Source organism: Streptomyces sp. NPDC053673, assembly GCF_055585225.1.
This window is the reverse complement of the sequence record NZ_JBVJKN010000003.1, coordinates 41,882-62,795: the sequence shown is the minus strand read 5'-3', so window position 1 is coordinate 62,795 and position 20,914 is coordinate 41,882. Positions and strand designations below refer to the sequence as shown.

17 protein-coding genes are annotated in these 20,914 nt (G+C 70.5%); 6 read left to right on the top strand and 11 right to left on the bottom strand.

Going from position 1 to position 20,914, the window contains the following annotated elements:
* The first annotated feature begins 332 nt into the window (after positions 1-332).
* Complete coding sequence (locus ACZ6ZQ_RS06135; RefSeq protein WP_469767378.1) at positions 333-1,142, top strand: S1 family peptidase; 810 nt, start codon at positions 333-335, stop codon at positions 1,140-1,142.
* Positions 1,143-1,293: 151 nt separating this feature from the next.
* Here ACZ6ZQ_RS06135 and ACZ6ZQ_RS06130 read toward each other — a convergent pair whose 3' ends face one another.
* The 8 genes from ACZ6ZQ_RS06130 to ACZ6ZQ_RS06095 all read right to left on the bottom strand — a co-directional run bounded on the left by ACZ6ZQ_RS06130 (position 1,294) and on the right by ACZ6ZQ_RS06095 (position 10,946).
* Entirely contained in the window at positions 1,294-1,926 is a 633-nt protein-coding gene (locus ACZ6ZQ_RS06130; protein WP_469767377.1) for an SRPBCC family protein, read from the bottom strand.
* Between the two features lie 74 nt (positions 1,927-2,000).
* On the bottom strand, positions 2,001-3,113 hold the full coding sequence (locus ACZ6ZQ_RS06125) for an XdhC family protein (protein ID WP_469767376.1): 1,113 nt from the start codon (positions 3,111-3,113) through the stop codon (positions 2,001-2,003).
* A 179-nt stretch (positions 3,114-3,292) separates the two neighbouring features.
* A complete protein-coding gene (locus tag ACZ6ZQ_RS06120; protein ID WP_469767375.1) occupies positions 3,293-4,060 on the bottom strand; it encodes a vWA domain-containing protein in 768 nt (255 codons plus the stop codon).
* Positions 4,061-4,449: 389 nt separating this feature from the next.
* Positions 4,450-5,484, bottom strand: a complete 1,035-nt coding sequence (locus ACZ6ZQ_RS06115; RefSeq protein ID WP_469767649.1) for an AAA family ATPase — start codon at positions 5,482-5,484, stop codon at positions 4,450-4,452.
* A gap of 40 nt (positions 5,485-5,524) precedes the next feature.
* A complete protein-coding gene (locus ACZ6ZQ_RS06110; RefSeq protein ID WP_469767374.1) occupies positions 5,525-6,379 on the bottom strand; it encodes an FAD binding domain-containing protein in 855 nt (284 codons plus the stop codon).
* Positions 6,376-8,844, bottom strand: coding sequence for a xanthine dehydrogenase family protein molybdopterin-binding subunit (locus tag ACZ6ZQ_RS06105; RefSeq protein ID WP_469767373.1), 2,469 nt, complete (start codon positions 8,842-8,844; stop codon positions 6,376-6,378). Before ACZ6ZQ_RS06105 ends, ACZ6ZQ_RS06110 begins: the two co-directional genes overlap by 4 nt.
* Entirely contained in the window at positions 8,841-9,320 is a 480-nt protein-coding gene (locus ACZ6ZQ_RS06100; protein ID WP_469767372.1) for a (2Fe-2S)-binding protein, read from the bottom strand. Before ACZ6ZQ_RS06100 ends, ACZ6ZQ_RS06105 begins: the two co-directional genes overlap by 4 nt.
* A 147-nt stretch (positions 9,321-9,467) precedes the next feature.
* Positions 9,468-10,946, bottom strand: a complete 1,479-nt coding sequence (locus ACZ6ZQ_RS06095; RefSeq protein ID WP_469767371.1) for a glutamate-cysteine ligase family protein — start codon at positions 10,944-10,946, stop codon at positions 9,468-9,470.
* A 486-nt stretch (positions 10,947-11,432) separates the two neighbouring features.
* Here ACZ6ZQ_RS06095 and ACZ6ZQ_RS06090 point away from each other — a divergent pair, with 486 nt between their 5' ends.
* A complete protein-coding gene (locus ACZ6ZQ_RS06090) occupies positions 11,433-11,957 on the top strand; it encodes a lamin tail domain-containing protein (RefSeq protein WP_469767370.1) in 525 nt (174 codons plus the stop codon).
* Positions 11,958-12,330: 373 nt separating this feature from the next.
* Here ACZ6ZQ_RS06090 and ACZ6ZQ_RS06085 read toward each other — a convergent pair whose 3' ends face one another.
* Both ACZ6ZQ_RS06085 and ACZ6ZQ_RS06080 read right to left on the bottom strand, forming a co-directional pair.
* Positions 12,331-13,692, bottom strand: a complete 1,362-nt coding sequence (locus tag ACZ6ZQ_RS06085; protein ID WP_469767369.1) for an FAD-dependent oxidoreductase — start codon at positions 13,690-13,692, stop codon at positions 12,331-12,333.
* Positions 13,693-13,955: 263 nt separating this feature from the next.
* Positions 13,956-15,512: a glutamate synthase subunit beta gene (locus ACZ6ZQ_RS06080; protein ID WP_469767368.1), complete on the bottom strand. Its 1,557-nt coding sequence runs from the start codon at positions 15,510-15,512 to the stop codon at positions 13,956-13,958.
* A gap of 381 nt (positions 15,513-15,893) precedes the next feature.
* On the opposite strand from ACZ6ZQ_RS06080, the gene ACZ6ZQ_RS06075 reads away from it, so the two are divergent.
* Positions 15,894-16,670: a hypothetical protein gene (locus ACZ6ZQ_RS06075; protein WP_469767367.1), complete on the top strand. Its 777-nt coding sequence runs from the start codon at positions 15,894-15,896 to the stop codon at positions 16,668-16,670.
* Between the two features lie 51 nt (positions 16,671-16,721).
* Here the strand turns inward: ACZ6ZQ_RS06075 and ACZ6ZQ_RS06070 are convergent, their stop codons facing one another.
* Positions 16,722-17,177 (bottom strand): Lrp/AsnC family transcriptional regulator, encoded by a 456-nt coding sequence (locus ACZ6ZQ_RS06070; RefSeq protein WP_453664010.1) that lies wholly within the window; start codon positions 17,175-17,177, stop codon positions 16,722-16,724.
* A 207-nt stretch (positions 17,178-17,384) separates the two neighbouring features.
* Between ACZ6ZQ_RS06070 and ACZ6ZQ_RS06065 the strand changes: the two genes are divergently transcribed.
* The 3 genes from ACZ6ZQ_RS06065 (at position 17,385) to ACZ6ZQ_RS06055 (ending at position 20,855) form a co-directional block, all read left to right on the top strand.
* The gene (locus tag ACZ6ZQ_RS06065) at positions 17,385-18,407 is read left to right on the top strand and encodes an asparaginase (RefSeq protein ID WP_469767366.1); all 1,023 of its coding nucleotides are present in this window, start codon (positions 17,385-17,387) and stop codon (positions 18,405-18,407) included.
* Positions 18,408-18,669: 262 nt separating this feature from the next.
* Positions 18,670-20,124, top strand: coding sequence for an aspartate ammonia-lyase (gene aspA / locus ACZ6ZQ_RS06060; protein WP_469767365.1), 1,455 nt, complete (start codon positions 18,670-18,672; stop codon positions 20,122-20,124).
* A gap of 164 nt (positions 20,125-20,288) precedes the next feature.
* On the top strand, positions 20,289-20,855 hold the full coding sequence (locus tag ACZ6ZQ_RS06055) for a PadR family transcriptional regulator (protein WP_469767364.1): 567 nt from the start codon (positions 20,289-20,291) through the stop codon (positions 20,853-20,855).
* Positions 20,856-20,914: the final 59 nt, after the last annotated feature.

The window sequence follows — 20,914 nt, the reverse complement described above, 5'->3', positions numbered from 1 at the left end:
GCCGCTGGATTCCGCGCGGATTGAGCCAACGACACAGCTCTCCGGAGATTGCGTATCACTCGTGTAACAGCGCACGGCAATAGTGGTTGGGATGGGTCGATATGGACCCAACGGGTCATAGTCCGAAGGGGAGTTGGGGGATTGTGAACCCTTGTCACCCCGGTCTCCTGTTCCACATAATCGCAGGGCGCTTTGCGGACTCATCCCCCACTGGGTTCGGACGCCTTGCAGTGTGCTGCCGTTTTCCGACGCACTTCGTTCGGTGGTGACTTCCGATTCCGGGGTTGGCATGGGCCCGTCATTGACGCATACCCCCCACGAGAGGAAGTCCATTGAAGAGCTACCTGAAGCACCTCAGGACGACCACCGCGATCGGTGCCGTCGCCCTGGCCGCCTTCAGCCTCCAGCCCGGCGCGGCCAACGCAGCCTCCGCACCGACCCCACGCGGTGAGATAGGCACGAAGGTCGTCGGCGGGACCAAGGCCGATCAGGGTGAATTCCCGTTCATGGTCCGGCTGTCCATGGGCTGTGGTGGCGCACTGTACGCCAAGGACATCGTTCTGACCGCCGCCCACTGCGTCGACGGCAGTGGCCCGAACACCGGCATCACCGCCACGGCGGGCGTCGCCGACCTGGAGGACTCCAACGCGATCAGCGTGAAGTCCACCGAGGTCCTCCAGGCGCCCGGCTACAACGGCAAGGGCAAGGACTGGGCGCTGATCAAGCTCGAGAAGCCGATCGATCTGCCGACCCTGCCGATCGCCGCGGACGACAAGTTCAACACCGGCGAATTCGACATCGCCGGCTGGGGCGCGGACAAGGAAGGCGGCGACCAGCAGCGCTATCTGCTCAAGGCCAAGGTCCCGGCCATCGACGACGCCACCTGCCAGAAGGCGTACGGCGACCAGCTGACCCCCGGCGACGAGCTCTGCGCCGGGATCCTGGACACCGGCGGCGTCGACACCTGCCAGGGTGACTCCGGCGGCCCCATGTTCCGCAAGGACGACGCGGGAGCCTGGATCCAGGTCGGCATCGTCAGCTGGGGCGAGGGCTGCGCGCGCCCGGGCAAGCCCGGTGTCTACACCGAGGTGAGCGCCTTCGCGGCGGACATCAAGAAGGCCGCGGACGGGCTGGGCGGCTGACGCCGGTCAGTAGCGGTTGAGCGGTTCAGCAGTTGAGCACCAGCCGCGTCCCGGTGCCGGGCCTCTGGCCGCCTGGCACCGGGACGCGGCTGAATCGGGGCGCTCCGGTCGGTTCAGTTGGGACGCGGGCAGGGGCGTCGTGAGCGAGGTGTCAGCGCCGTCGCCGCAGCAGTACGAAGACGAGAGCGGCGACAAGCCCGGCCACCAGCGCCGCCACCACCGCGCGCTTGGCCACCGGAAGGCCCGCGGTCCGTACGAGATCGATCGGCTCGGCCTCGGTGCGACCGGCCTCCGCCGCTTCGTCACGCGGCGGGGGAGGAGCTCCGTCCGGTCCGGCGGCGGACCCGGCCAGCTGCTCGGTCAGACAGGCGGCGAACCGGCCGACGAGCTTGTCGCCGACTTCGGCCATCACGCCCCGCCCGAACTGGGCCGGCCGCCCCGTCACCGCGAGATCGGTCCGCACGGTCACGGCCGTACCACCACCGGCCTCGGCGAGCGTGGACGTCACGGTGGCCCGTGCCGTGCCCTGGCCGCGGACTTCCTTCCCGCCCGCGGTCAGCACCATCCGGTGCGCCGCCTCGTCCTTCTCGTCGAACACAGCGGTGCCCCGGTACGTCAGCGAGATCGGGCCGACCTTGACCTTCACGGTGCCGGTGATCGTCTCGCCGTCGAACTCCTCCACCGTCGCACCGGGCATGCAGGGCGCCACCCGCTCAATGTCGAGGAGAGCCCGCCAGGCGTCCTCGACCGGGACGGGGACGGTGAACTCGTGCTGCAACTCCATGCTCCGCTCCTCCTCACGAGAAGGCCCGGCCTCTCCTCACGAGAGTGCCCGGCCCCGGTCGGGCCCGGCCGGCGTCATCCGGGGTCCGGCCCCGAAGGGTGGATCGCGCCGGCGGTCGCCGTCAGCGGAGCGCCACTTCCGCCCCAGCGCAGCGCGACGATCTCCGCGGCCACCGAGATGGCGACCTCCTCCGGTGTACGGGCCCCGAGATCCAGCCCGACCGGCGAACGCAGCCGGGCCAACTGCGCGTCATCCAGCCCGGTCTCCCGCAGCCGCTTCATACGGTCGTCATGCGTACGGCGACTGCCCATCGCCCCGATGTACGCCGCCGGACGGCGCAGTGCCTCCTCCAGCAGCGGCACGTCGAACTTCGGATCATGCGTCAGGACGCAGATCAGGGTGCGGGCATCCGTCTCGGTGCCGTGCAGATAGCGGTGCGGCCAGTCGACCACGACCTCGACGCCCTCGGGGAAGCGCTTCGGCGTCGCGAACACCGGACGCGCATCGCACACCGTCACCCGGTAGCCCAGGAAGTCGCCGATCCGGGCGACGGCTGCCGCATAGTCGATCGCCCCGAAGACCAGCATCCTCGGCGGCGGCGCGAACGAATGCAGGAACACGGACACAACGTCCTCGCGGCGCTGCCCCTCGGGCCCGTAGTGCCGCAGCCCCGTCGCGCCCTGCGCGAGCTCGCCCCGCGCATCGGCGACGACCGCGACATCCAAGCCCGCCGATCCCAGCGAACCGGACACCGCGTCCGGCCACACGGCCAGCGCGGCACCGCGCGGCGCGGGGCCGTCGGTCACCGTCGCCACCGTCACGGGCCGGTGTGCGGCAACGGACTCGGCGACCGCGCCGAACGTCTCGTCGGCGCCCGGCGACACGGACCGCACGAGCAGTGTGATCTCCCCGCCGCAGGTCAGCCCCACCGCGAAAGCGTCCTCGTCGCTGTAGCCGAAGGTCTGCAACCGCGCCACGCCGTCGGCGATGACCTCCTTGGCGAGGTCGAAGACCGCGCCTTCCACACAGCCGCCGGAAACACTTCCCACGACCTCGTCGCCCGGGCCGACGGCCATCGCCGCGCCCGGACCACGCGGCGCACTGCGGCTCACCGCGACCACTGTGGCCAGCCCGAACGGTTCGCCCGCCGCGTACCACCGGTTCAGCGCCGGCAGAATCTCACGCATCCTCGATTCCTCTCCGACACGGCTCCGTGCCAAGCCTCGGTCCGGGCCCACGCCCACGGCCCGGCGCCTCGCGTACCACCACCACGCCCATATGGCCGCGCTTTCCCGAGCCCGGCGCCCACCTCACGCCCGGCCCGTGACTCGCACCCGGCCGTCCATTCTTTCCGCGGCCCCGGGTCTCACGCACGGCCGTCTCCTCTCACCACCGCCGCGAGGCGCTCCAGAGCCGCCAGACTGTGCCCCTCGACGAACGTGTCGACACTCGGCAGGGCCGCTGCCATCCCGGCCGCGAGCGGCGCGTAGCCCGGGCGTGCCTTGCGCGGGTTGGCCCACACCACCCGGTGCGCGAGCCGGTGCAGCCGTCGCATCTGGGCCGCCAGCAGCGCCGGATCCCCGCGCTCCCAGCCGTCGGAGAGCACCACGACCACCGCGCCGCGGGCCATGCCGCGCTGCCCCCACCGGTCGAGGAAGGCGCGCAGCATCTCACCGAGCCGGGTGCCGCCGCTCCAGTCCGGGACCACGGCCGCAACGGCCGCCATCGCCGCGTCCGGGTCGCGATGCCCGAGCGCGCCGGTCACCCGGGTCAGCCGGGTGCCGATCGTGAACACTTCCGTCGCCGCCCGCGGCCCCGAAGGCCCGCGATGCGCCGCCGCATGCGCGAAGCGCAGCAGCGCGTCCGCGTACGGGGCCATCGAACCGCTCACGTCCAGCAGCAGCACCACCCGGCGTGGCCGCTCGGCCCGTGCCCGGTACCGCAGCCGGGCCGGCTCCCCGCCCCGGCGCAGCCACTCCCGTACGGTCCGCCGCGGATCCACGGCCCCGCGCCGTGCCGGACGCAGCCGGGCGGAACGCCGCGGTTCGCCGCGAAGCGCGAACGCGGCCAGCAGCCGCCGCAGCTGCTCGCGTTCGGTGCCGGTCAACTCGGCGACATCACGGTGGCGCAGCACCTCGGCGGAGCTGGCGAGCGCGGCTGCCGCTCCCGCGTGCTCCTCGTCCTGACCGGCCTCGGCCCCGCGGGCGCGGTCCGTCTCCCGTACGACGAGCCGCGGCGGCGGGGGAACGGCCAGTGGCCGCGCTCGCGGCCGGGGCCCGGCCGCACGCCGGTCGAAGCAGGCGGCGAACACCTGGTCGTAGCGGTCCAGATCGTCCTGGCTGCCGCAGAGAGTGAGCCGTCCGGCCCAGTACACGTCCGTACGCTGCTGCGGCCCCAGTTCGCCGAGCGCCCGCAGAAACGTCTGCACCCGGTCCGGCCCCGCGTCCAGCCCAGCCGCCCGTAGCGCACGCGCGAACCCCACCAGCACCGCGGGCCCGTCGGCTGCCGTCGTCGTCATCGTTCTCACGCCCCCGCCCCGCGCAGCGCGAGGATCGCGGACAGGTCCAGGGAACGGGCCCGCTCGGCGTCCTCCCGGTACTTCAGCACCGAACCCAGGGTGGCCACCGCCAGCTCGGCATCCAGCTCCGTCGCACCCAGCGCGTCCAGGGCTTCCGCCCAGTCGATGGTCTCGGCGACCCCGGGCGGCTTCAGCAACTCCTCGGCCCGCAGCGCCTGTACGACGCAGGTCACCTGCTCGGCGAGCCGCGCGGTCACTCCCGGCAGCCGTCTGCGGACGATCGCCAGCTCGCGGGCGAAGGACGGGTGGTCGAACCAGTGGTACAGACAGCGCCGTTTCAGCGCGTCGTGCACCTCACGCGTCCGGTTCGAGGTGAGCACCACCACCGGCGGCGCCGTGGCCCGCAGCGTGCCCAGTTCCGGCACGGTGACCGTGTACTCCGACAGCAGCTCCAGCAGAAACGCCTCGAACTCGTCGTCGGCCCGGTCCACTTCGTCGACCAGCAGCACCGACGGCTGTGTCCGCAGCGCCTGCAGCAGTGGCCGCTCGATGAGGAACCGCCGGTCGTACAGCTCGTCCTCCAGCTGCTCCACATCGGTGATCCCGGCGGCCTCGGCGGCCCGCAGATGCAGCAACTGGCGTGGAAAGTCCCAGTCGTACAGCGCCTGTGAGGCATCGATCCCCTCGTAGCACTGCAACCGGATCAACGGCGCACCCAGCATCTGCGCCAGCGCCCCCGCGAGCGACGTCTTGCCCACGCCCGCGTCCCCCTCGCAGAAGATCGGCCGATGGAGTTTCAACGCCAGGAAGCAGGCGATCGCCAGCCCGTCGTCCACGAGATATCCGACCGCCTCCAGCCCCTCCCGTACCTCGTCGGGTCCCGGCGGCACGGACATCGCCTCACCCGCCGACCGTCCCTCGCCATGGTCCCGCGCGGCCCCGGAGCCGGACACCGTCGCCGGCCGGTAGCCGGACGCCGTCGACGCGGAGTCGGACGCGCGTGCGCCGCCCCCGGCGGCCCCCTGCGCGGGCCCGCCCATCTCCGTCATCCACGGGGCTCGCTCCTCCACGGGGAACCCGTCAGGCCATCCCGGCCGCGGCCAGCACGGCCCGCCGGGTGAGCACCCGGGCCAGATGCTTCCGGTACTCGGCGGATGCCGACAGGTCGGAGGACGGGCGCGTGCCCTCGGCCGCCGCCTCCGCGGCCCGCGCCACGGCCTGCGGGCCGTCGGCGCCCGCGAGGGCCGCCTCCGCCGCCGCGGCCCGCAGCGGTGTCGCCCCCATGTTCGTCAGCCCGACCCTGGCCTCCGCGATACCGCCGTCGCCGCCCCGTACCAGCGCCGCCACGCCGACGATGGCCCATGCCTGGGCCACCCGTTGGAACTTCTCGTAGTGGAAGCCCCAGCCGTCCGTCTTCGGCACCCGCACCTCCACCACCAGTTCGTCCGGCCGCAGCGCGGTCTGCAGGTAGTCGGCGAAGAACTCCCGCGCCGGGATCGTCCGCCGCCCCTGCGGGCCCGCCGCGACCAGCTCTCCGTCCAGGGCGAGGACGACCGCCGGCAGATCCCCGGCCGGGTCGGCGTGGGAAAGTGCGCCGCCCAGCGTCCCCCGGTGCCGTACGGCCGGATCGGCGACCGTCTCCGTCGCTGCTGTCAGCAACCCTGCGTGGCGCCGTACCAGCGGATCGCGGATCACGTCGTGATGCGTGGTCATCGCCCCGATGACCAGAACGTCCCCGTCCTCACGCACGCCCTTCAGCTCCGGGATCCGCCCGACGTCCACCACCAGCTCCGGGAACGCGAGCCGCAGCCGCAGCATCGGCAGCAGACTCTGACCGCCGGCCAGCACCTTCCCCTCCTCACCGGCGCCCGCCAGCGCGCGCACGGCCTCGTCCAGCGTCTCCGGTCGCGCGTAGTCGAAGGCTGCAGGGATCATGCCATCCCCTCTTCGCTCGGGGCGGGCGCCTGGCCCGTCGTCGGTACTTCGCCCTCCGGTCGCTCCTGGCCCGCCGCGGACCGTCCTCCCGCCGTGCGTGCCTGCCTGATGGCCTGCCAGACCCGCTCCGGGGTGCACGGCATCGCCACGTCCGTGACGCCCAGCGGACGCAGCGCGTCCACGATCGCGTTCACCACGGCCGGCGTCGACGCGATGGTCCCGGCCTCGCCCACGCCCTTCACCCCGAGCGGGTTCGACGTTGCCGGCGTCTCGGTGCGCTCCGTCGTGAACTCCGGGAGATCCATCGCCGACGGCACGAGATAGTCGGCCATGGTCCCGGACACCAGGTTGCCGTCGTCGTCGTACACGGCCTCCTCGTACAGGGCCTGTGCGATGCCCTGCGCGAGGCCTCCGTGCACCTGTCCCTCGACGATCACCGGGTTGACCACCCGGCCGACGTCGTCGACGCACACGTACGAACGAATCCGCGTCCGCCCCGTCTCCGTGTCGACCTCGACCGCGCACAGATGCGTCCCGTGCGGATACGAGAAGTTGTCCGGGTCCACCAGATGCTCGGCGTTGATCGTCGGCTCCATGCCGTCGGGCAGGTCGTGCGAGGAGAACGTCTCGAATGCCACCTCCTGGATCGTCCGCCGTGCCTCCGGCGAGCCCCGCACGGAGAACACGCCGTCCGCGAAGTCCAGATCGTCCTCACTGGCCTCCAGCAGATGCGCGGCGACCTTCCTGGCCTTCTCCACGACCTTCTGCGCCGCCGCGTGGACCGCCGAGCCGCCGACCACGAGCGAACGCGAACCGTAGGTGTCCATCCCCTGCGGCGCCGCCCGGGTGTCCCCGTGCACCACCTCGACATCCTCGAACGGCACACCCAGCACATCCGCCGCGATCTGGCTCCAGCAGGTCACATGCCCCTGACCGTGCGGGCTCGTCCCCGTGACCACCTCGACCTTGCCGGTCGGCAGCATGCGGATGGTCGCCGCCTCCCAGCCCCCGGCGGCGTACCGCAGATCCCTCAGCACCCGGCTCGGTGCGATCCCGCACATCTCCGTGTACGTCGACACGCCGATGCCCAGCCGGACCGGGTCGCCGCGCCGCGCCCGCTCCTGCTGCTCGGCGCGCAGCCCCTCGTAGCCGAACAGCGCGAGCGCCTTGGCCGTCGCCGCTTCGTAGTTGCCGCTGTCGTAGGTGAGTCCCGCGATCGACGTGTACGGGAACTCGTCATGCCCGATCCAGTTGAGGCGGCGCAGCTCGAGTGGGTCCATGCCCAGCTCGACGGCGAGCTCGTCCATGATCCGTTCGATCGCGAACGTCGCCTCCGGCCGCCCTGCGCCGCGGTAGGCATCCGTGGGGGTCCGGGTCGTGAACACACCGGTGCAGGTGAACGCGTAGGCGTCCATCTTGTAGATCGCCGGGTACATGAACGCGCCGAGCAGCGGAGTCCCCGGCGTGATCAGCATCAGATACGCGCCCATGTCGGCCAGCAGATCGACCTTCAGGCCGAGGAGCTTCCCCTCGCGCGTCGCGGCGATCCGGACGTCCTGGATCTGGCCGCGGCCGTGGTGGGTGGCCAGATAGCCCTCGGAGCGCGACTCGGTCCACTTCACGGGGCGGCCCAGATTCCGGGCGACGGCGAGCGCGACCGCCTCCTCCCCGTACACCTGGAGCTTGGAGCCGAACCCGCCGCCGACATCCGGCGCGATCACCCGCAGTTTCTGCTCCGGAATGCCGGTCACCATGGCCATCAGCACCCGCACGATGTGCGGGATCTGGGTCGCGGAATACAGGGTGTACTCCCCGGACGCGGCGATCGGCGTCACGACCACGGCCCGTGGCTCCATCGCGTTGGGGATCAGACGCTGCTGGACGAATCGCCGCCGCACCACGATGTCGGCCCGCGCCTGGACCGATTCCCAGTCCTCACCGGTCGTCAGCGGCCAGACATAGCACCGGTTCGTCCCCTTGTCCGCGTGGACCAGCGGTGCGCCGTCCGCGAGGGCGGCCTCCAGGTCGAGCACCGGTTCCAGCGGCGTGTAGTCGACCTCCACCGCCTCCAGCGCGTCGGCCGCCGCGTAGCGGTCCCGTGCGACCACCACGGCCACCGGGTCCCCGGCGTAGCGGACCTCGTCGACGGCGATCGGCGGATGGTCGGGCATCACGATGTCCTCGGTCACCGGCCATGCGCACGGCATCGACGCCAGCCCGTCCGCGAGGTCACGCCCGCTGTACGCGGCGACGACCCCGGGCCGCTCCCGCGCGGGCGTCACGTCCACCCGGTCGATCCGCGCATGCGCCATGGGACTGCGCAGAATCGCCATGTGCAGCATCCCGGGCACGCTGATGTTGTCCGTCCATGTGGTCTGTCCGGTGAGGAGGTGCGCGTCCTCCTTGCGCGCCCGGGCACGGCCCACTTCCCTCTCGCGCGTTCCGCCCGCCGGCTGCGCGGTCATGCCACGGCTCCCTGTCCGTCGCGGGCGGCTGCGAGCACGGCCTGGACGATGTTCTGGTACCCCGTGCACCGGCAGAGGTTGCCTTCGAGGGCCTCGCGTACCTCGTCAGCAGTCGGATGCGGATTCTCCCGGAGCAGATCCCGCGCCGCCATGATCATTCCGGGCGTGCAGTATCCGCACTGCAGGGCGTGCTTCTCGTGGAACGCCTTCTGCAAGGGGTCGAAACCGCCGCCCTCGGCACCGAGCCCCTGGACGGTCGTCACCTCGCCCCCGTCTGCCTGCACCGCGAGCACCGAGCAGCTCTTGACGCTCTGCCCGTCCAGCTCGACGGTGCACGCGCCGCAGTTGCTGGTGTCGCAGCCGATGGGGGTGCCGGTCCGCCCCAGTCGGTCCCGCAGGTAGTGGACGAGCAGCAGACGTGGTTCCACGTCGTCCTCGTAGGCGATGCCGTCCACAGTCACCGAGATGCGGTTCATGAGCACTCCCAAGAGCCCGGGGCAAGGATGATCGGCCGGGTTTGTCTGATATGCCCAATTTTAGATGTGCGCAACACGCCCCGCGACCGCTCCCTTACCGTGCAGGGCGGTAGTCACGTGGGAGGCCGGGGCGGCCGGGGCGCCGCTTCAGTCGACGGGCCAGGTATGAGCCGGCGCGTTGAGGTGCATGTAGTCCATGTACTGCACTGTCATGCGCCGCAGCGCTTCATGGTGATCCACGTGAGCGGTGTCGGCGATGTGATGGAACATCTCCGACTGCCACACGGCGCCGTTACGGCCGGTGACGCACCGCTGCTCGATGACTCCCAGCAGCGGCTCCCGCCACGACGCATCCATGCCCGAATGCTCCAGCCCCGCATGCGCCAGCGGCAGCAGGCGCCGCAGAACGAGCTCGGCCACCGGCACCTCGCCCATGCCCGGCCAGTACAGACGTGCGTCGATCCCGTGCCGGGCCGCGGTGTGCAGATTCTCCTCGGCCGCCGAGAACGACATCCGTGACCAGACCGGCCGGTCCTCCTCGACCAGGGCGCGCGTCAGTCCGTAGTAGAAGGCACCGTTCGCCAGCACATCGGCCACCGTCGGCCCGGCCGGCAGCACCCGGTTCTCCACCCGGAGATGGGGTCTGTCGTGGGCGACGGCGTAGACGGGGCGGTTCCACCGGTAGATCGTGCCGTTGTGCAATGTGAGTTCGGCCAGTTCGGGGATGTCGCCGCCGTCCAGCGTCTCCAGCGGGTCCTCCTCGTCGCACAGGGGCAGCAGCGCGGGGAAGTAGCGCACGTTCTCCTCGAAGAGGTCGAAGACGCTGGTGATCCACCGCTCGCCGAACCACACCCTCGGCCGGACTCCCTGCACCTTGATCTCCTGGGGACGGGTGTCCGTGGCCTGCTCGAAGAGGGGAATCCGGGTCTCGCGCCACAGCTCCTTGCCGAACAGGAAGGGAGAGTTGGCAGCCAGTGCGACCTGCACACCCGCGATCGCCTGCGCCGCGTTCCAGTACCCCGCGAACTCGTCCGGTGAGACCTGCAGATGGAACTGGGTGCTGGTGCACGCCGCCTCCGGCGTGATGGTGTCCGCGTAGGTCCGCAGCCGGTCCACGCCATCCACCGCGATCCGTAGATCCTCACCCCGGGCGGCGAACACCTGCTCGTTCAGGAGCCGGTACCGAGGGTTCTCCGACAGTGCCGCCTCGCCCACGTCCGACAGCTTCAGCGTCGGCAGGATCCCGACCATGGCCAGATGGGCGCCCACCGCCGAAGCGTGCTCCTCGGCGTGGTTGAGGGCGTCCCTGATCTCCTGCTCCCACGCATCGGGCCCGCCCGCCGTCAGCTGCCTCGGCGGGATGTTGATCTCCAGATTGAACCGGCCCAGCTCACTGGACCACGCGGGATCCGCGATCGCCTCGAGTACGTCGGTGCTCCGCATCGCCGGCTCGCCCGCGGCGTCCACCAGGTTCAGCTCGATCTCCAGGCCCACCTGGGGCCGTTCGGACTCGAAGCGCGCCTCGCGAAGCATCAGGGCGAAGGCATCGAGGCACTGCTGCATCTTGTTCCGGTAGCGCCGCCGGTCTTCACGGGTGAACACCAGCGCGGGGACGTCTCGTCCCATCGGCCCTCCCGTATCTTCTCGGGCCCGCACCCCCTCTCAGCGTCCCACTCCACGGCCGCCAGGACCAGCGAGGACGGCCGCTGCGGCGCGAGGCCCGGAACGCGGACCGGGCGGCATGCCTCGCCTGTACGACGCGCCTCGCCCGTACGGCGTGGCGAGCGTCCGCGCTGTTACAGAGATCTGCAGGCGCGTGACCCCTGGGGCCGGGGTGGCGTGCGGGGTGGCGCGACCGATGGCAACCGCTTGTTGTTGATCCTTGTACGGGTCGCTGTATCGGGCAGCGGGTTCGCCGGCCGGGCACCTCCCCGTCGATGCCCTATACAGCGGAGAGTTACGGAAATGTCTGCTTTTTGTAACTCGGGTCGATTCATCCGCTTGTGGTCGAGGTGATCACGCCAGGGTGTGCGTCCTCGGCACCGGCCGAGAACATGGTCCGCTCACCGACCCTGATCCAGAGTCTGTGCGCACTGACTTGAGAGGGCATCCATGTCTGCTTCTCGTAACGCCCGTCGCCTTGTCGCGACGGTCCTCGCGTCCGGCGTGCTCGTCGGCGTAGCGGCCCTGCCGGCGTCCGCGGCCGACACGGACGACCGCTACGACCGCCACGGCCGCCACGAGTCCCGGCGTTCCGCAGTGGTCATCGGCCAGGTTCAGCACAACAGCCCCGGACGCGAGAACCGCTCCAACCGCAGCCTGAACGCCGAGTGGGTCGAAGTGACGAACGCCGGCCGGCACGCGGTGGACCTGAGCGGCTGGACCCTGAGCGACAGCGACGGCAACCGCTACCGCTTCAAGCACCTTCGCCTGCCCGCCCGCTCCAGCGTCAGAGTCCACACCGGCTTCGGCCGCGACACCCATCGCGACGTGTACCAGGACCGCCGCGAGCAGATCTGGGACAGGCACGACACCGCGACTCTCCGCAACGACCGGGGGCGCACCGTCGACACCGAGTCGTGGGGCCGCGGATACGACGACGAGCCGTGGGGTCGCGGACGCCACCACGACCGCTAGCCCCGGACCGCTAGCCGCACCCGGGTGACCAGGTGCGGCTGCGCCACCCCCATCGCGGCGTGCCAGGACCAACCGGCCCGGCACGCCGCACTTTCATGTGCGCAACGATCATCGCGATGGAGTCGGCACCGGGATCGGCCGGGCAGTGAGTTCCTCCGCCGACCAGGCCAGATCACTTCACATCACATCAAGTTCTTCCCCGGAGCAGCGATGTACCGGCTGATCGAGTGATCCCGGACGCCGTCCGTGGTCGGGGCCAACGGGTCGCTGGTCAGGCCGTAACCCGACTTCCCGGGCCCGGGCCACGGCGGGGAACGTGCCCCGGTGATGTCGCCGCCGCAGACCGCCCCGGGGGAACCGGGGCGGCCCGCCTCTATGCCTCGCTCGCCCGCAGCATCCCCTCGCGGTCGACGATCTTCACCCGCTCCCGGTCCACCGCGGCGCCGAGGGCGCGCTCGGCCGCGTCGAGGAGGTGCCAGCCCTCCCACGTGGTGTAGCGGACGTCGTTGCGGTCGAGGAAGGCGACGACCGCTTCGGGGCCAGGCGCGGGGGGCGTGTGCAGGCGGCCCTTGTCGTGGTCGTCCAGGAGGTTCGCGACCGTCTCGTTGGCGTCGCCCTTGGTGTGGCCGATGAGGCCGACCGGGCCACGCTTGATCCAGCCGGTGACGTATGTCGACTGCATGTGCTCGCCGCCTTCGATGACGCGGCCGCCGTCGTGCGGCACCGTGCCGCTGACGAAGTCGAAGGGCAGCTTCGGCAGTTCCTCGGAGAGGTAGCCGACCGCCCGGTACACGGCCTGCACGTCCCACGTGCGCATCTCGCCCGTGCCGGTCACATTGCCCGTGCCGTCGAGCTGCGTCCGCTCTGTGCGCAGTCCCACGACCTTTCCGTCCTCGCCGACGACTTCGGTCGGGGACTCGAAGAAGTGCAGGAACAGCTTGTGCGGCCGGTCGCCGATGTCCCTGATCGCCCAGTTCTCCAGGGTCTGCGCGACCATGTGCGCCTGCTTGTTGGCGCGACGTGTGGCGATGGAGCCCTCGTCGTAGTCGATGTCCTCGGGGTTGACGATGACCTCGATGCTGGGGGAGTGGTCGAGCTCCCGCAGCTCCATGGGGCTGAACTTGGCCTGCGCCGGCCCGCGGCGCCCGAAGACGTGAACCTCGAGAGCCTTGTTGGCGGCAAGCCCGTCGTACACGTTCGGCGGGATCTCCGTCGGCAGGAGCTCGTCGGCGGTCTTCGCGAGAATCCGCGCCACGTCGAGCGCGACGTTGCCGACACCGAGCACGGCCACCTTCTCGGCCTCCAGCGGCCAGGTACGGGCCACGTCCGGGTGCCCGTCGTACCAGGACACGAAGTCAGCCGCGCCGTACGACCCTTCGAGGCCGATGCCAGGTATGTCGAGCGCCCGGTCGGCGTTCGCACCCGTGGAGAAGATCACCGCGTCGTAGAACTCGCGCAGATCGTCGAGGCCGATGTCGTTGGGGTAGTCGACGTTCCCGAACAGCCGGATCTGCGGCTTGTCCAGCACTTGGTGCAGCGCGTTGACGATGCCCTTGATCCGGGGGTGGTCGGGGGCGACGCCGTACCGGATCAGCCCGAAGGGAGCAGGCAGCCGCTCGAAGAGGTCGATGGAGACACCGGGCTCGGCAGCGGCCTCGGACTTCAGCAGTGCGTCGGCGGCGTAGATCCCGGCGGGTCCGGCTCCGATGATGGCGACCCGCAGGGGGCGGCGCATGACAGGTTCCCTTCGAGTGGCGACGGGTGTCTTGATCGCCACCCTCGCAACAAAATACCTGCTCAGGTACCGGGTTCGAACCTATGACCTCATAAGCTGGACTTATGGCTACTCCAAGGCGCCCTTGATGAGTAGGGCCGGGCCCGTCCCTGTGTGCCCTGTCGGGCCCGACGTGCCGTCGGCCGCGACAGGGTGCCCGGCGCTCGAGACTGCGTCGGTGCTGCGCGAAGGCCACCTTGGCGTCGGGCTCGGCTGTGAAGGTGTCATGTGTTGAGCGGTCGGTGTGTGGCGGTGATGGGGGAGGGGAGCCGGGTGGAGCCCGTGAGGTAACAGTCGGTGGCGGCTGCGGCTGCTCGCCCTTCCGCGATGGCCCATACGACGAGGGACTGGCCGCGTCCTGCGTCGCCGGCGACGAACACGCCGTCCGTGTTGGGGTGTTCTGTCCTCCCGGCCTGCGCTGCCGCTCCAGGCGCTCCTGCTGCTCCCGCCGTTTCAGCGGCCTCGGCGGCTTTGGCTGCGAAGGCCGCGTCCCGGGCGTAGTTTCCACGGTCGTTCAGCGTGAGTCCGAGTTGCTCCATCAGGCCAGTGCCCGGCTCGGGGCCGGAGAAGCCGAGGGCGAGTATGACCAGCTCCGCCGGGATCACCCGCTCGGTGTGCGGCCGTGGCGTTCTGGCCCGGGGCTCCACTTCGGTCAGGAGCAGTGCGCGTACGTGGCCGGCCTGGTCGCTCTCGAAGCGGAGGGTGGCGGACGAGAAGAGCCTCGGATCCCTGCCCTCCCGCCCACGGGCCTCTTCATGGGCATGGGAGATCCGGTAGACCTTCGGATGGGTGATGGGCCAGGGCTGGGTGTCCGGCCGGGTGTCGCCGGGCTCCGGGTTGATGTCGAGCTGGACCACACAGGCCGCGCCTTGGCGCAGGGCGGTGCCCAGGCAGTCCGAGCCGGTGTCGCCGCCGCCGATGATGACGACATGCTTGCCTTCGGCGGTGAGGGAGGGCGAGGGGTGGTCGCCTTCCGTGACCCGGTTGGCGATGGTCAGATAGTCCATGGCCTGATGGATACCGTCCAGTTCACGGCCGGGGACGGGGAGTTCGCGGCGCTGCGTGGCGCCGACGGCGACGATCACCGCGTCGTGACGTCTCCTGAGGTCGGTGGCGTCGACATCGGGGCCGACGTCCACACCGGTGCGGAATTTGGTGCCCTCCGCTCGCATCTGCTCGATGCGCCGGTCCAGTTGCCGCTTCTCCATCTTGAACTCGGGGATGCCGTAGCGCAGCAGTCCGCCTATGCGGTCGGCGCGCTCGTAGACGACGACGGTGTGGCCGATACGGGTGAGCTGTTGCGCCGCGGCCAGCCCCGCGGGTCCGGAGCCGATGATGGCGACAGTTCTTCCGCTGAGGCGATCGGGTGGCTTCGGCGCCACGTATCCGCGTTCCCAGGCCTCGTCGGCGATGGCCTGCTCGACATTCTTGATCGTCACCGGATCGGCGTTGATGGCCAGCACGCAGGCGTCCTCGCACGGCGCCGGACACAGCCGCCCGGTGAACTCCGGGAAGTTGTTCGTCGCATGCAACCGCTCGGCGGCGGCACGCCAGTCGCCCCGTGACGCGTACACGTTCCACTCGGGGATGAGATTCCCCAACGGGCAGCCGCTGTGGCAGAACGGTATGCCACAGTCCATGCAGCGCCTCGCCTGCTCGGACACGAGAGGCAGCAACGCCTGCCCCGCGTAGACCTCTTTCCAGTCGCCCAGTCGTTCCTCGACGGGGCGGGGCGGGACGGGCCGACGGGGGATCTTGAGAAAGCCGAAGGGGTCGGTCATGCGCCGCCTCCATCGCTTACTCATGGCGCATTACGGCGTTCTGGCCAGCTTACGCTGGTTTGCACCGCTTCAAGCGACCCTCATGGGGCTTGTGTGGGCGAGCGACTCCGGTGTGGCCGGGTTCGGTAACCGTCTCGTTGCTTTCGGTGGCCGGAGTGCGGCTTGTCGTCCGGCTGCTCTCCCTCCTTCCGCTCCCTCTTCCGTCGTGCGAGGTGGTCACGATGCGTGGTGAGCGTGCCTCGTCGGGTGACGAGGCCGGCTCCCGTCGCATCGCTCGGGTGAGTACTCGTACTCATGTGTGCCGTCGGCCGGAGCGGAACCATGAGACGCAGCGTGGCAGAGGGCCGCGCCCGTGCATGCTCATACGGGGGACGGGACGGTATGGGGAAGTTCTTCGGCGCGGGACTGGCCGTCGCGGCTACCGTCGCGGCCGTGATCCTGGCCTATGTGGTGGGGGCGCCCCCGGCGGTGGTGCTCGGGGCGGGAGCCGGGGTGCTCGGCCTGCTGTGGCTGCTCGTGCTCCTGACCGTGCCGTGGAACCTGTACTTCCGGGCTCATGCGGTGCTGGCCGAGATCGCGGTGAGCCGGGACAAGGGCATGGAGGTCTCGTCGGCGCGGGACGCCGAGGCTGCGCGCATCGCGCGGATGATGCTGCGGGCGGCGGTGGCGGGACATGTAGTGACTGCGGGTGTCGCGGTTGTGGTCACTATGGCGACGGGGCGGGTGACCGGCTACTGGTTCGCCGGGTTCTTCCTCTTGAGCACCCTCTTCCGGCCGGCGGGCGCCTACTTTGCGCAACTGCGGCGGCGCCTGGGTGCGCTGCTCAAGGACGTGACGTACCCGCGCGACGACGTGGTGGAGATGCGCGCGCGGGTGGATCGCATGGAGGCCGGGATGAAGGTCCTGGAGGGCAAGGCCGAGGAGCAGTACCACGCGTTCGCCGAACTGCGGCGCTCCGTGGACGCGTTGGGCATGGCGTCCTACGAGCGGGCCGACGAGGCCGACCGGAAGATCGCCGTGCTGGGCAGGGAGTTCGAGTCGACGGTGAACCGGCTCACCGACAACCAGGAGCTCATCGCGGGTGTGAGGGCATTTCTGCGCCTGCTGCGGGAGAGTGGCGACGGCATCGAGCGGTCGAGGGGCCCGCGGCCGATGTGACCGGGCATCCTGATCGGGGGCGTGTGACGATCCCTGCCCGGCGCAGCAGTGTCAGCCCTCCACCGGCAGGCCGCGCGGTTCCTTGATCCGCTTCATGATGATCTGCGAGTTGACCTCGTTGACGCCGGACAGCGCGGTCAGCTTCTCGATCCACAGCCGCTCGTACGCGCGCAGATCCGCCACTGCGATGCGCAGCAGGCATCCCGGGCTGCCGAAGAGCCGGTACGCCTCGATGACATCCGGAATGTCCTGGAGTGCGGCCTCGAACGCCTCGACCACCTCACGGTCGCGCTTGACCTCGATGGAGACGAGCACTTCGAAGCTCCGGCCGACCGCTTCCGGGTCGATGACCGCCCGATAGCCCTGGATCACCCCGTCCTGCTCCAGCTGCCTGACCCGGCGCATGCACGGCGAAGGGGTCAGGCCCACTCGCAGGGCGAGCTCCTGATTGCTCAGCCGGCCATCGTTCTGGAGCTCGCGCAAGATTTCTCGGTCGATCTCATCCATGGAGCAATTATCCACCACGCGCGGGCACCGACGGGTCGAGATTGGCGATCATATTGCGCGAACAAACTCATATCATTGCGTCCGACTGCTCCGGTCACCCCCCGGATCAGCCATGGGGCGCAGCCCGGCCGGGCCAAGAGCGAGGCCGGGCCGCGTGCCCCGTCGAATTCGCCGCTTCACCAGCGGCACGGACGAGGAGTGGGCACTGTGGGACGGATCGTCGTCATCAGTACCGGTGGGACGATAGCCAGCCGCTGGCAGGGCTCGGGTTTCGCCGCTGACGCGCATGGCCGGGAGGTCATGGCGACCGCCGCGGTGCCCGAAGGCATCACTGTCGAGGTCGTCGACCTGTTCAGCGTGAACAGCCCCCGTCTCACCACTGCTCATCAGCTCACCCTGCTGCGCACGGTGCACGAGGTGCTCGCCGACCCCGGCGTGGACGGCATCGTCGTCACCCACGGCACGGACACACTGGAGGAGTCGGCGTTCCTGGTCGACCTCCACCACGACGACCCCCGCCCGGTGGTCTTCACCGGCGCCCAGCTTCCGCTCGACGCGGCCGACGGCGACGGACCGGGCAATCTCCACGATGCGCTGCTGACGGCCGCGACGACGCGCGGTCTGGGCGTACTGGTCACCTTTGACGGCAAGGTGCACCCGGCCCGCGGCACCGTCAAGACGCAGACGCTCGCCCCGGACGCCTTCGGCGACCCGTCCGGCACCCGGATCGGAAACGTCGGCTTCGGGCGCGTTTCCGTACTCGGCCACCCGCGGCGCCCCGGCGGGCTCGCGCTGCCCGGTATGCCCGACACTCCGCCCCGCGTCGACATGGTGATGCACCACGCGGACGCCGACGCGCTGCTGCTGAACGCGGCCGTGGATGCCGGGGCGCAGGGAATAGTCCTCGTGGCCACCGGCGCCGGCAACGCGACCCCCGAGATCGTCGAGGCCGTCGCCACCGCCACGGCCCGCGGCGTGCTCGTCGCCCTGACCACCCGTGTCCAGGCCGGACCGGTCGCCGAGATCTACACCCACGGTGGCGCGGTCGATCTCGTGGCCGCGGGCGCCGTGCCGACCGGCACGCTGCGCGCCGGCCAGGCCCGGATCGCCGTACTCACCGCGCTGCTCGCCGCCACCGACCCCCGCGAGCGGGACCGGGTGCTCCGGCACGCGCTCGGCGAGGCCGTTTCCGCCGACGCCGGCGTGGCTGTCGAGCTCGTCCAGACATAGGGCCTGGTCCGCCGGGACCCGGAGATCCTCAGGCAGTTCCGGCTCGACCGGCCCTGTCTCCGGCCACCGCCGACGCAGGCCGCGGCCCGTGCCGGGCGGGCGCCGGGCGCCGGCCGCGGAGGACGAACCGCCCATCGACTGCCCGCTCGGTACACCAGAGGCTCCGCCGGGTCCCGGTAACACGCCTCGGAACCCTTTCAACCGCTCCCAGCCGCCCCTCCCACCCCACCGTGCAAGCACCCGACAGGAGTTCCGCACCTTCATGGCCACGCACGTCCACACCCACGCCCACCCCGAGTTCCGCGCCGAGCACGATCTGCTCGGCGACCGGGACGTCCCGGCCGACGCCTACTACGGCATCCACACCCTGCGGGCAGTGGAGAACTTCCCCATCACCGGCACCCCGATATCGGCCTACCCGGACCTCGTCACCGCCCTCGCCTGCGTCAAGCAGGCCGCGGCCCTCGCCAACCGGGAGCTGGGTCTGCTCGACGGCCGCAAGGCGGACGCGATCGTGACCGCCTGTGAGGAGATACGCGCCGGGAAGCTGCACGGCGAGTTCGTGGTCGACGTGATCCAGGGCGGCGCGGGCACCTCGACGAACATGAACGCCAACGAGGTCGTCGCCAACCGTGCTCTGGAACTCCTCGGCCACCGCAAGGGCGAGTACGGGCAACTGCACCCGCTGGAGGACGTCAACGCGGGACAGAGCACCAACGACGTCTACCCGACCGCCGTCAAGATCGCCCTCGACTTCACCGCCCAGCGTCTGCTGGACGCCATGGAGGTGCTCCGTTGTGCGTTCGCGGCCAAGGCGGAGGAGTTCGCGGACGTCCTGAAGATGGGCCGTACCCAGCTGCAGGACGCGGTGCCCATGACTCTGGGGCAGGAGTTCGCGACGTACGCGATCATGCTCGGCGAGGACCACAAGCGCCTCACCGAGGCACGTGAGCTGATCCGTGAGATCAACCTCGGCGGCACGGCCATCGGCACCGGACTCAACGCCCACCCCGCATACGCGGCGCTGGCCTCCCGGCATCTGGGGGCCATCACCGGACTGCCGCTGACGGTCGCCGACGACCTCGTCGAGGCCACGCAGGACGCCGGTGCGTTCGTTCAGCTGTCCGGCGTGCTGAAGCGGATCGCCGTCAAGCTCTCCAAGGTCTGCAACGACCTCCGGCTGCTGTCCTGCGGACCGCGCGCCGGCTTCGCCGAAATCAACCTGCCGCCGGTGCAGGCCGGCTCCAGCATCATGCCGGGCAAGGTGAATCCCGTCGTGCCCGAGGTGGTCAACCAGATCGCGTTCGAAGTCATCGGCAACGACATGGCGGTGACCATGGCCGCCGAGGCGGGCCAGCTGCAGCTGAACGCCTTCGAACCGGTGATCGCCCACAGTCTGCTGAAGAGCCTGACGCACCTGCGGACCGGCTGTCTGACCCTCGCCGAACGCTGTGTCAGCGGCATCACCGCCAACCGTGAGCACCTCGCCCACGTCGTCGCCCACTCCATCGGCCTGGCGACCGCGCTCAACCCGCACATCGGCTACGAGCAGGCCACCGCCGTCGCCCAGGAGGCCCTCAGGACGGGCCGCAGCGTCCATGACCTCGTTCTCGACAAGGGCCTGCTGACCAAGGACGAGCTCCGGCGCATCCTGCTCCCGAACAATCTCGCCCGCCCCCACCTCCACGCGGCCGAAGCGGCGACGCTCGGCGGCTGACCGGTCGGGAGTCCTCGACGGTGCGCCGACCCCGGAGCGCCCGTGCCTCGGAGTGATCCATCCGGACGCTGCGAGCGAGTTGTTCCCGGGCCGCCCGGGTGAGCCGTGTCTCACCCGGGCGCTGCCGCTTGTCTATGCAACGAGTTGCATAGAAAGATCGAGGTATGGCGCTCGAACACGCGATCCTCGTCTCTCTGCTGGAGCAGCCGGGCTCCGGCTATGAGCTGGCCCGGCGGTTCGAGCGGTCCATCGGTTACTTCTGGACCGCCACCCATCAGCAGATCTACCGCGTTCTCAAGCGCATGGAGAGCGACGGCCTGCTCGACGTCCGCGAGGTGCCGCAACAGGGCCGGCCGGACAAGAAGGAGTACTCCGTCGCCGGCCTCGGCCGCGCCACCCTCTCCCAGTGGCTGCACGAGCCGATCGAACCCGAGAGCATCCGGCACGACCTCGCCGTGAAGATCCGCGGTGCGGCCTTCGACGACCCGGGCGCGCTCCTTCGCGAGGTCGAGCGGCACCGCCAGGTGCACAGCGACCGGCTTGCGCACTATCTCGCAGGGGAACTGCGTGACTTCACCGGGCCCGAGGCCCCCGCACCGCCCGACGCGGGTCAGGAACTGCAGCATGTCGTGCTGCGCGGCGGCATTGCGTACGAGCGGATGACGATCGCCTGGCTCGACGACGTACTCGCCACCCTGCACCGGCTCGGCGCGTCGCAGCCGCACTCCTGAACCGCCCGGCTTCTCTTCCCCGCCAACCGCCAACCGCCAACCGCCAACCGCCAACCGCC